We start from the raw sequence: 11971 nt of genomic DNA, 5'->3' as shown, positions 1-11971 counted from the left end.
ATTCCTGCAAGGGTTCCACAACTGGACACTCAACCCCTTCCACATGATGGGTGTTGCTGGTGTATTAGGTGGTGCGCTATTGTGCGCTATTCACGGAGCCACAGTTGAAAATACCTTGTTTGAAGACGGTGACGGTGCTAACACCTTCCGTGGCTTCAATCCCACCCAATCCGAAGAAACCTACTCAATGGTGACGGCAAACCGTTTCTGGTCACAGATTTTCGGCATTGCCTTCTCCAACAAGCGTTGGCTGCACTTTTTCATGTTGTTTGTGCCAGTCACAGGCTTGTGGATGAGCGCCGTCGGCATCGTCGGTTTAGCACTCAACCTGCGGGCTTATGATTTCGTCTCCCAAGAATTGCGGGCGGCGGAAGACCCTGAGTTTGAAACTTTCTATACCAAAAACATTTTGCTGAATGAGGGTATCCGCGCTTGGATGGCTCCTCAAGATCAACCCCACGAACAATTTGTATTCCCTGAGGAGGTATTACCTCGTGGTAACGCTCTCTAATAGACCAAATATCTTAGGCGGCACTGGACGCGACCAAGAATCCACTGGATTTGCCTGGTGGTCTGGTAACGCACGTTTAATCAACTTATCTGGCAAACTACTGGGTGCTCACGTTGCCCATGCTGGTTTGATTGTATTCTGGGCTGGAGCGATGACCTTGTTTGAAGTCGCTCACTTCGTTCCTGAAAAGCCCATGTACGAACAGGGCTTGATCCTGTTGCCTCACCTCGCCGCTCAGGGTTGGGGTGTTGGTGCTGGTGGTGAAGTTATCGACACTTTCCCCTACTTTGTTGTCGGTGTACTCCACCTAATTTCCTCAGCCGTCCTTGGCTTTGGTGGTATTTATCATGCCGTCCGTGGCCCAGAAACTTTAGAAGAATACTCTTCTTTCTTTGGTTACGACTGGAAAGATAAGAACAAGATGACCAACATCATCGGGTTCCACCTGATTATTTTGGGATGCGGTGCACTGCTGTTAGTGCTAAAGGCAATGTTCTTTGGTGGGTTGTATGACACCTGGGCACCAGGCGGTGGCGATGTTCGTGTTATTACCAATCCAACACTGAACCCGGCGGTTATCTTCGGTTATATCATCAAGTCTCCCTTCGGTGGCGAAGGCTGGATTGTTAGCGTCGATAACTTGGAAGATGTGGTCGGTGGTCACATCTGGGTTGCCTTTATCTGCATTGCTGGCGGTATTTTCCACATCCTTACCAAGCCTTTTGCTTGGTCACGTCGTGCATCCATCTGGTCTGGTGAAGCTTACCTCTCCTACAGCTTGGGCGCTCTCTCCCTGATGGGCTTTATTGCCTCAATCTTTGTTTGGTTCAATAACACCGTTTATCCTAGCGAATTCTTTGGCCCTACGGGTCCCGAAGCTTCTCAAGCTCAGGCTTTGACCTTCTTGATTCGTGACCAACGCTTAGGTGCTAACGTCGGTTCTGCACAAGGCCCCACAGGTTTGGGTAAATACCTGATGCGCTCTCCCACTGGTGAAATCATTTTCGGTGGTGAAACAATGCGCTTCTGGGATTTCCGTGGACCTTGGTTGGAACCTCTGCGTGGGCCCAACGGTCTTGACCTAGAAAAAATCAAGAACGATATTCAGCCTTGGCAAGCTCGTCGCGCTGCTGAATACATGACTCACGCTCCTCTGGGTTCTTTGAACTCTGTGGGTGGTGTGGCTACCGAGATTAACTCTTTCAACTACGTATCTCCTCGCGCTTGGTTGGCGACTTCTCACTTCGTACTAGGATTCTTCTTCTTAGTTGGTCACTTGTGGCACGCTGGTCGCGCACGGGCTGCTGCTGGTGGTTTTGAGAAAGGTATTAACCGTGATACTGAGCCAGTGATGTTCATGGACGACCTAGATTAGGTTGTAAGCTTTGTTTCATCACTGATAACTAAATAATTTAAAGGCTCTTGTGTAAAAGCAAGGGCTTTTTTTATAAGATAAGAAAATTAATAATTTGTTAATTAAACCGAGCAGTTTACTGAGGTAATTAATAACTAAGCTGATGTGCAGCTAAATTGTATAAGACGAAAACGTAAAATTACTGTAGTGCGGGCATCTTGCCCACATCCCATATACAAATTAAATACGCAATAGCTTATGAACTATGGCGACTCCAATACGGTTCAGTTAAGGATAATTGTAGTGGCGTGACAAGGCTAAAATGTTGCAAAAAAATTGTAGGTTGGGTGGAGGCTTTGCGTAACCCAACATCCTGATATGTGTTGGGTTGCGCTCCGCTCCACCCAACCTACGAAATTTAAGGTTTTTAGCTCTAACTGAACCGTATTGATGGCGGCTCTAGTTTTATTGATGCTTTGCGATGGACGACAACAAAAGCTAAAGAAAATATAGCGGTTCCCGACCTGGTGAGGTACGTTAGGGCCGCCTCCAAAGTTTTGAAGTTGGAAGCTTCCGCTCAAACTTCTTTTTTTGTTATTGGTCACCAGTATTTACAAATCAAAAATCTCTGCCAACTTTCCCAGCAGAATATTTGCTAAATCCAATAACATAACGTCATCTGTATCAATACTATTTCCTTCACTAGCTAACAAGTTTCTCACAACAGATAACCTGTCATCGGTTTGGGAAATTCTCCAAGATTCTTCTAAGTTTACTGCGAAATCAAATAGCGATCGCTCTCCTAAGTGCTGCCTTACTTTGACAGCTACACTATCCTTACTTACCAAAAACTCCTTAATAGCATCTAATTGAGAATTACCTACTATTTCGTCATGTCCCCACGTTTCTAGCCAGTCTCCATCCACATCTTCAACGTAAAAATTTACAAAATTAACTCCGTAAGTTAGCCAGTTTTGCTGCATTTGTCGGGCTGTTGCTAAAGCTTCAGCAAATGTATCTACTTGATTGTTGCAGCTGTGAGTTTCTTTTTTGTTAGCCATAAAAGCTGTAATTAGCAGGTAAGTATGTAGGCTAGAACACAAATCTGGAATATCAAAATGCTGAGAGGATCACGAAAATTTTAAATACTTGCCATCAGATAGATAATCACTGTTATGCAGTGCCACATTGACTAACTGGTTGACAAAATTAACATCTTTGGGATTGTAACTTAGGAACAGTCCTCTCTCTATTTCCCACGATCGCAGTGTATTTTGCCAAGCTTGGTACTTTTGGTGATTAAGTTCTTTACTGACACTGGTAACTTGAATACAGAGTGGTTGATTGTTACGACTAACAATTAAATCTGTGGCCATCGATAGGTCGGCAATATAACGCTGCCAAAAACTACCTTCTCGACTAACAATATCTTGGGCTATAGATTTAATGATATCATCATCAACCTGATTAAATTCACCTGCCATTAATTTTTGTTTCCAAATATAAAACTTGGAGTCACTTGCATTGATCCATCTAGGAAACAGATGACCATACCAATATCTCTCAATTGGCGTCATTTGATCGAACTTTGCTTTTTGTTCTTCTTCTGAAGGTAGGGATTTGATTATCAGCCAAATTGTAGAATCCGTAATTACCTCTAGCAGAAAGGCAAGGACAAAAGGTTTAGCAGTCAGGGAACCTAGCTTAATATTCTTGACCCACCGATTGATTTCATCTAATCTTCTCGCTAAATTAGGATCTATCGAGGAGGCTTGCTCGATAAGGGACTTTAGCTTCTCCTTAATCTCTTTTGCTTGCAAACGATGCCCTACTTTTAGGTACTAAGAGGATGTTTTAAAAGTATCGTTATTAACATCAGGGTCGATACCCTGTGCTATTAAAACCTCACGTAATCTAGCAATTTGTTGCTCTGCCTGTTGTGCGCGTTCTTCTGCCTGTTGTACACGTTCTTCTGCTTGTTGGGCACGTAAACGTTCTTGTTCAACCAGTTCTTCAGATGATGGTAACAATTGATTTTCAGTAGTGAAGAATCTTAATTTACCTTCGTAAATACCTAAATAAAGTTCTAACTGCTGACTCCACAAACGTCCCTCAGTGGTGGGTTGAATTTCTTGATACTTCCCATCAAGTATATGAAATCCCTGAAACTCCATTGTCACAGGATGAAACCAAAAATAATCAGGTGTGCGAAAAGTATCTTGATAAACTTGTTTTTTTAAACCTTTATCAACTGCTTTCGTTGAATTTGACAAAATTTCTATAATCACGTTGGGATATTTGCCGTCTTCTTGCCAAACTACCCAACTCTTACGGTCTTTTTTCTCGGTTCCCAAAACTACAAAAAAGTCTGGGCCTCGGAAATGTTCTGATTTATTCTGATTAGGACTGTAATAAATCGTTAAGTTGCCAGAAGCATAAAAATCTTGCCGCTCTCGCCACCATAATTTGAGGATGCGAATCAGCAAATCGATTTGGTCACGGTGCAGGTCACTTTCCAAGGGTGGTTCGTCACTATATATATCGCCAGGAGGAAAAATAACTTCGTCATCTGTTGTCTCATCAGAGACAAATTCTATAGTAGCAAGTTCAGACATCAGCGATCGCCCCGCGATTTACTTTCATTAGCTCAAAACAACTCTTGGCGTGAGACAAATCATTCCGCAACTATCCAACGCCTCAATTTTAACTGAAAAATGTCTTTGTGAATTTCCTGATGTGATCAAATCTTCTCAGGGTCGATGCCCTGTGCAAGTAAAATCTTACGCAGTCGAGCAATTTCTTGCTCTGCTTGTTCAACCAGTTCTTCAGATGATGGTAACAATTGATTTTCGGTAGTAAAGAATCTTAATTTACCTTCATAAACTCCTAGATAAAGTTCTAACTGCTGACTCCACAAACGTCCCTCGGTAGTGGGTTGGATTTCTTCATACTTACCATCAACTAAATGAAATCCCTGAAACTCCATTGTTACAGGATGAAACCAGAAATAATCAGGTGTGCGGAAAGTATCTTGGTAAACTTGTTTTTTTAAGCCTTTATCAACTGCTTTCGTTGAATTTGACAAAATTTCTATAATCACGTTGGGATATTTGCCGTCTTCTTGCCAAACTACCCAACTCTTACGGTCTTTTTTCTCGGTTCCCAAAACTACAAAAAAGTCTGGGCCTCTGAAATGTTCTGATTTATTCTGATTAGGACTGTAATAAATCGTCAAGTTACCAGAAGCATAAAAATCTTGCCGCTCTCGCCACCATAATTTAAGGATGCGAATCAGCAAATCGATTTGGTCACGGTGCAGGTCACTTTCCAAGGGTGGTTCGTCGCTAAATATATCGCCAGGAGGAAAAATAACTTCGTCATCTGTTGTCTCATTAGAGATAAATTCTATAGTAGCAAGTTCAGACATCAGCGATCGCTCCGCAATTTACTTTCATTTTACTGAAAATTCGGTAACTTACAGATAGCTTTTAAAACTTGTAATAACTCTATTGCACCTGGAGATTCATTCAGACTTAATAATGACATTAACTCATAAGTTGGCTGCTCTTCATGTCTTAAATAAACAAATTGATAACGCAGTCCGTTAGTTACTAAACCCCAAACTGATGGTTGTTGTTCTAAACTTTTAAAAGCATAAGTAAGTAATTGAGGTAAACCTTCACTTACTTCGACCGCACTGTTTTTCGTTTCAATTACTACAACCCAAAATGGCGGCGCAATATTAATTTGAGGACTGTTAATTGCTAAAATATCCATCCGTCCGGTAATTCTTCTGTCTTCATCTTCGATGGCGATCGCAATACTATCTTCCATTGTCAACCGAATCGGCACATCGTAAAACCCTGCTAACCGCATTAATGGTGCGATCGTTAAAAACTTAACTAAACCTTCAGAAATTTTACCTGCGCTTGAGTAACGCTCAAAGTCGCCTCTGATTCGCAATAAATCCTGGTGTTCAAACTCAGAGAGTGGTTCTAGCCTTAAGAAATCTGTAAATGAACCATTGGAAAGCTTTTCTAGTTTCAGAAAGCGATGAACATCGTTGAGAGATAAACTGCTAGCTTCGACGGTGAGTGTCATAGTTTCAGGCGTTGTTTGTGAAGACTATTTACATATTGCAACATCTTTAATATTCACGCATCTTAACGAAACTCTAGAAACTTTCGCACAAATCTTCGTTAAGAATATAGTTTATTGTGGCTTTCATACTTCCCGTATTATTTTTGTAACAATACAAATTGTCTTAATTAATTATGTCTCAACCCACCATAGAATCCATCTTACAAGAGAACCGCCTCTTCCATCCTGCCTCGGAATTCTCGCAGAAAGCCCAAATTAAAAGCTTGGAAGACTATCAGCGTCTCTACGATCAAGCCAAAGCCAATCCGCAGCAATTCTGGGCAGATTTAGCTGGAACTGAATTAGAATGGTTCCAAAAATGGGATACGGTGCTAGATTGGCAACCGCCTTTTGCAAAGTGGTTTGTTGGCGGTAAGATTAATATTTCTTACAATTGCCTTGACAGACATCTCACTACTTGGCGCAAAAATAAAGCAGCATTGATTTGGGAAGGAGAACCAGGTGATTCGCGTACCCTCACTTATGCTCAACTGCACCGGGAAGTTTGCCAGTTCGCCAATGTGTTGAAGCAACTAGGTGTGCAAAAAGGCGATCGCGTTGGGATTTATATGCCAATGATTCCTGAAGCTGCGATCGCTATCTTAGCTTGTGCCAGAATTGGCGCGCCCCACACTGTGGTATTTGGGGGTTTTAGTGCCGAAGCTTTGCGCGATCGCTTAATTGATGTCACAGCTAAACTGGTAATCACGGCTGATGGTGGTTGGCGCAAAGAGGCGATCGTTCCTCTCAAACAACAGGTAGATAAAGCCTTAGCTGATGGTGCTGTTCCCAGCGTCGAAAATGTCCTAGTTGTCAAGCGCACCGGACAGGAGACTGATATGCAGTTAGGGGGACGCGATCACTGGTGGCATGATTTACAAAAAGGTGTATCAGCCGATTGTCCCGCCGAACCAATGGAGAGCGAAGATATGCTCTTTGTCCTCTACACTTCTGGCAGCACGGGCAAGCCGAAGGGCGTAGTGCATACAACTGCTGGTTATAATTTGTATACCCACATAACCACCAAGTGGATATTTGATCTGCAAGACACAGATGTATATTGGTGTACTGCCGATGTAGGTTGGATTACTGGGCACAGCTATGTTGTTTACGGTCCCCTTTCCAACGGTGCAACAACGTTGATGTACGAAGGTGCGCCCCGTGCTTCTAATCCTGGCTGTTTCTGGGATGTAATTGAAAAATACGGCGTTAATATTTTTTATACTGCACCTACGGCAATTCGGGCATTTATTAAGATGGGTGAACAACATCCGAATGCGCGAAACTTGTCTTCTTTGCGTTTGTTGGGAACCGTCGGCGAACCAATTAACCCAGAAGCTTGGATGTGGTATCAGAAAGTAATTGGTGGCGATCGCTGTCCAATTGTTGATACTTGGTGGCAAACGGAAACTGGCGGTATCATGATTACACCACTACCAGGAGCAATTCCGACAAAACCCGGTTCCGCAACTCTTCCCTTCCCTGGAATTATCGCAGATGTTGTCGATTTAGAAGGAAACACCGTACCTAATAACGAAGGCGGTTATCTAGCGGTGCGGCATCCTTGGCCAGGAATGATGCGGACAGTCTACGGCGATCCAGAACGCTTCCGCCGCACCTACTGGGAACATATCCCCCCCAAAGATGGTAACTATACTTACTTTGCTGGTGATGGTGCAAGACAAGACGAAGATGGTTACTTTTGGGTAATGGGTCGTGTGGATGACGTACTGAATGTATCAGGACACCGACTTGGTACAATGGAAGTAGAATCAGCCTTAGTTTCTCATCCAGCAGTGGCAGAAGCGGCGGTAGTGGGTAAGCCAGATGAACTTAAGGGTGAAGAAGTAGTTGCTTTTGTGACTCTAGAAGGCACTTATCAGGCAAGTGAAGAACTGAGTAAAGAACTCAAACAGCACGTTGTCAAAGAAATCGGTGCGATCGCACGTCCGGGAGAAATCCGCTTTACCGATGCTTTACCCAAAACGCGATCGGGTAAAATTATGCGGCGGTTGCTGCGGAATCTAGCTGCGGGTCAAGAGATATCTGGTGATACTTCGACCTTAGAAGATAGAAGCGTATTGGATAAATTACGGGAAGGTGCGTAAATAAAACAAGATATTGCAGGGGTGCAACAATATTGTTCCCTGATCATGGTGCGTTACGCGCTAACGCACCCTCAATTTATCATAAAGATGAGAACACTATTGAGACATTCAAAGCGATGAAACTGAAGAGCAAACCCAAATCAGCATTTATTCAACCTTTTAGCTGCATGATGCTGAGTATTATCACTGCAATTGGTCTATCACCATCAGTATTAGCGGTTCCTGCAAAAGTTTCTGTGGATTCACCAGAACAGTATGCACAGAGACAACCACAAAAACTAGCACAGCTTTCAGACACAGAGTCAGGATCATCAGAGCGATCGCAGCTTTTGCAACAAGCAAATGATTTATTTAATCAGGGAGAGTTAACAGGTGCAGAGGAAAATTTACGCAAATTAATTAAACAATTCCCAAAAGATGCCTTTGGACACTTTCAACTAGGAAACGTGCTTTTTCGGCAAAAGAAATCAGAAGAAGCAATTAGCGCCTACCGGGAAGCCATTCGCCTGCAATCAAAATATGCTCTAGCTCATAATGCGATCGGTATGGTTTACGCAAGTCAAAGTCGCTGGGATGAAGCCATTAGTGAATATAAAAAAGCTCTAGAAATTAATCCTAATTATGGCGAAGCACTGACTAATTTTGCACTAGCAATGTGGCAAACAAATAAACGAGATGAAGCGCTATCTTCTTTAGAAAAAGCTTTAGATATCTTTAAAAAACAGAATAGAAATGAAAAAGTTAACCAAGTGGAACGAATCTTGCGAGAGATCAAAACTGCTGATGATCCTAGTGTTTCATGAGAATCACATTATTTAGTGGATAAAACTTAACAATATTTGCTTTTAGGATGCTTTCTAAAAACTGCGATCGGGTACGATGATTATGCGGCAGTTGTCGCATAATCTTGGCTCATGGATAAAAAACAGCTTTGAAACTGATGACGACAAACCAGGAGAACAATGTATGCAAGTACGACAAGAAATTTTTGATGCCTATTGGCGATTTGCTACTATGCGCCAGGAAGTATTTTTCAACAAAATTAACAACGTACCACGACCTTGGACGAGTGATCCAATTATTAATACTTATAAATTTTGTAATGCATATCGAGCAAGCGATCGCGTTTCACAATATCTGATCAAAAACGTAATTTATGATGAGAATAGGAGCAAGAATGAAGAGGAAGTAATTTTAAGGATTTTATTATTTAAAATTTTTAATAAAATAGAAACATGGGAATACTTAGAAAACAAAATAGGAGACTACATTACACTATCTAATTTTGAATCAAATACATATTCAAATATATTAGAAGAAGCTATGAATCTTGGATATGTCATTTACACCAGTGCGTATATGTCTTGTGCCAGTAAAGAGTTTGGTTATGATAAAAAACACCAAAATCATTTGGCATTAATTGATAAAATGGTTGTTCAAGATAGGGTAGTTAATAGCATAGTAAAAGCCAAAAATTTTGAAGACGTTTTTCAGATAATTCAAGAATATCCATTGTTAGGTAAGTTTATGGCTTACCAATTAGCGACAGATATCAACTATAGCGAAATTATCAACTTTGACGAAAACAGTTTTACTATAGCAGGTCCAGGGGCCGAACGTGGTATCAGCAAGTGTTTCCTTAATACAGATGGTAAAACATATACTGATATCATTCATTGGATGACTGAAAACCAAGAGAAAGAGTTTCAGCGTTTAGGATTAAATTTTCAATCACTCTGGGGTCATCCTCTACAGGCTATAGACTGTCAAAATCTTTTTTGTGAAACTGATAAATACTGCCGAGCAGCATTTCCAGATTTGAAAAGTAATCGCAAAAAGATCAAGTCTAAATTTACATTAACGCCTCAACCAATTGATTATTTTTATCCACCCAAATGGGGTATTAACGATAAAGTTAAACAAACTTTAGCACAGAGATTGCCACAATTAGATATTCCTAATTTGCAAGAAATCAATGCTCGTAATTATCAGCAATTGTCTTTGGAATTAGATTCTCAGGTAAAAACAACATCTGAAGTTGCGAATAATGTATCAAAACAATATAAAAAATCTGAACAAGAGACTCAGAGAAAAAAATCAAAAATTTTACAAAATCCAGAAATGGAAAAACATGAACAGTTGTGTCTTTTTTAAGATAAGCGGCTCTTTATAAATCCACAGTAATTCAGAGTAAAATACATGGACATAAAAGGATATGCTAAGTTTGACAGCACTAGAAAGTATCGCTACTTACTGCGGCGTAAATGGGATATAAGTTTACCCCAAGTTACTTTTGTGATGCTTAACCCAAGTACCGCCGATGATAAGAAAAATGATCACACCCTCATTAGATGTATTAACTTTGCTAAGTCTTGGAAATATGGTTCTCTTGAAGTAGTTAATCTATTTGCTTATTGTGCTACAAACCCCCGTGAACTTTGCCAAGTAGATGACCCTGTGGGGCCAAAAAACAACTGCTATATTCAAGTAGCAACAAAACGCGCTGACTTAATTATTTTGGCATGGGGTGCGGGGAAATATCCTAGAATTCAGAACCGTGAAAAAGAAGTGTTAAGTCTAATTTCTGATAAACAACCTCTTTACTGCCTAGTTCTAACAAAGTATGGATACCCACACCATCCGTTAGGTCTTTCAGTTAGTACACAACCAATTATTTTTCTTAGGAATTCTCTATAAATATAGTTTGATTTTCTAATGGCGATACTTTTTATTCATCGTCAGATTTATATTTCATCCTTCAGGGAATCACTATAATCAACAATTTTAAAATTGGATATGTCTATTATGAATTTTTCTGAGTATCAAACACAAGCACTGAAGACAGACCAAATTCCTGCTGTCGAAGGTACTGAACTAATCATACCGCTACTAGGCTTAGTTGGTGAAGTTGGCTCATTGATGACTGAGTATAAAAAACATTTACGAGACGGTGATGCACACAAACTATTTAAAGAAGGCATCGCAGAAGAATTAGGAGATATGCTTTGGTATATTTCCAACTTGGCAAGCAAGTTTAACCTTAATTTGGAAGAAATTGCGGAAGATAATCTGAGAAAGTGCCGTGACCGTTGGGGATGGAGAGATTCAGCACAGATAGATGATAAAGCTACAATCCACATATTCGACAATGACTTTCCCGAAAATGAAAGTTTACCACGACAGTTTGAAGTAGAAATTACGGAGGTAAGTAAAGATAACTCAATCAAAATGAAGGCATTTATCAACAAACAACAAATTGGAAATGACCTCACCGATAATTCCTATACAAGCGATGGCTACCGCTTTCATGATGTTTTCCATTTTTCCTACGCCGCAGTTTTAGGTTGGTCGGTGGTCACTCGTAGTATTCTTAAATGTAAGCGCAAAAGTAATTCTAGTATTGACGAAGTTGAAGACGGCGGCCGTGCAGTAGCTATTGAGGAAGGTATATCAGCACTCGTATTTAGCTATGTCAAGGATTACGGTTTCTTAGAAGGTGTTTCAACATTAGATTATCAACTATTGAAGCTTGCAGGGGGACAAAATGGTCTAGAATGCTTATATTACAAAGAGTGTAGCAATTTGTGGTAAAACAAAAAGAGCATTCATTCGCAACAAGCTCTATTTAATGATAATATTACCTGAATTCTACGAAACAAACCTCAAGCGAGAATTGGGACGTGCAGAATATTTATTACTAAAAATCCTGATAAATTTATTACAATCTATTAAAACTGTTAGCATTGAAACACTCGCTACTGCTTTACCTATCCCCATACTTTTTGAAAGTAGAAGAAAAAGGATTCAAAGATTTTTGTCTTTAAATTACATAAATATTGAAGAAATTTGGTTGCCCAT

11 protein-coding genes and 2 pseudogenes are annotated in these 11971 nt (G+C 40.6%); 8 read left to right on the top strand and 5 right to left on the bottom strand.

What is annotated here, in order from left to right:
• Together F8S12_RS38235 and psbC are read left to right on the top strand one after the other, a co-directional pair.
• Positions 1-511: pseudogene (locus F8S12_RS38235) on the top strand (photosystem II D2 protein (photosystem q(a) protein)); the annotation flags it as partial.
• Complete coding sequence (psbC, locus tag F8S12_RS38230; protein WP_196521541.1) at positions 495-1886, top strand: photosystem II reaction center protein CP43; 1392 nt, start codon at positions 495-497, stop codon at positions 1884-1886. The pseudogene F8S12_RS38235 and the gene psbC, both read left to right, overlap by 17 nt.
• A 590-nt stretch (positions 1887-2476) precedes the next feature.
• On the opposite strand, the gene F8S12_RS38225 is transcribed toward psbC, so the two are convergent.
• The 5 genes from F8S12_RS38225 to F8S12_RS38205 form a co-directional block, all read right to left on the bottom strand.
• A complete protein-coding gene (locus F8S12_RS38225) occupies positions 2477-2926 on the bottom strand; it encodes a hypothetical protein (protein ID WP_196521540.1) in 450 nt (149 codons plus the stop codon).
• Between the two features lie 69 nt (positions 2927-2995).
• Positions 2996-3685, bottom strand: coding sequence for a hypothetical protein (locus F8S12_RS38220; RefSeq protein WP_196521539.1), 690 nt, complete (start codon positions 3683-3685; stop codon positions 2996-2998).
• Positions 3686-3706: 21 nt separating this feature from the next.
• Entirely contained in the window at positions 3707-4480 is a 774-nt protein-coding gene (locus F8S12_RS38215) for a Uma2 family endonuclease (protein ID WP_196521538.1), read from the bottom strand.
• A gap of 125 nt (positions 4481-4605) precedes the next feature.
• On the bottom strand, positions 4606-5292 hold the full coding sequence (locus tag F8S12_RS38210; RefSeq protein WP_196521537.1) for a Uma2 family endonuclease: 687 nt from the start codon (positions 5290-5292) through the stop codon (positions 4606-4608).
• 29 nt (positions 5293-5321) lie between these two features.
• On the bottom strand, positions 5322-5966 hold the full coding sequence (locus tag F8S12_RS38205) for a restriction endonuclease subunit R (protein WP_196521536.1): 645 nt from the start codon (positions 5964-5966) through the stop codon (positions 5322-5324).
• A 173-nt stretch (positions 5967-6139) separates the two neighbouring features.
• Between F8S12_RS38205 and acs the strand changes: the two genes are divergently transcribed.
• From acs to F8S12_RS41400, 6 genes and pseudogenes are all read left to right on the top strand, one after another.
• Positions 6140-8113, top strand: a complete 1974-nt coding sequence (acs, locus tag F8S12_RS38200; RefSeq protein WP_196521535.1) for an acetate--CoA ligase — start codon at positions 6140-6142, stop codon at positions 8111-8113.
• Positions 8114-8229: 116 nt separating this feature from the next.
• Positions 8230-8916, top strand: coding sequence for a tetratricopeptide repeat protein (locus tag F8S12_RS38195; protein ID WP_196521534.1), 687 nt, complete (start codon positions 8230-8232; stop codon positions 8914-8916).
• 82 nt (positions 8917-8998) lie between these two features.
• Positions 8999-10267 carry a nucleotide kinase domain-containing protein gene (locus F8S12_RS38190; protein ID WP_196521533.1) on the top strand — a complete coding sequence of 423 codons (1269 nt, stop codon included), beginning with the start codon at positions 8999-9001 and terminating at the stop codon, positions 10265-10267.
• Positions 10268-10312: 45 nt separating this feature from the next.
• Complete coding sequence (locus F8S12_RS38185; RefSeq protein WP_196521532.1) at positions 10313-10810, top strand: DUF1643 domain-containing protein; 498 nt, start codon at positions 10313-10315, stop codon at positions 10808-10810.
• Positions 10811-10909: 99 nt separating this feature from the next.
• Complete coding sequence (locus F8S12_RS38180) at positions 10910-11704, top strand: nucleoside triphosphate pyrophosphohydrolase family protein (protein ID WP_230968564.1); 795 nt, start codon at positions 10910-10912, stop codon at positions 11702-11704.
• Between the two features lie 43 nt (positions 11705-11747).
• A pseudogene (locus F8S12_RS41400) lies at positions 11748-11971 on the top strand (IS4 family transposase); the annotation flags it as partial.

Origin of the sequence: Nostoc sp. WHI, from assembly GCF_015714725.1 — a bacterium.
GTDB lineage: Bacteria > Cyanobacteriota > Cyanobacteriia > Cyanobacteriales > Nostocaceae > Nostoc.
This window is presented reverse-complemented; position numbering and strand designations above follow the sequence as displayed.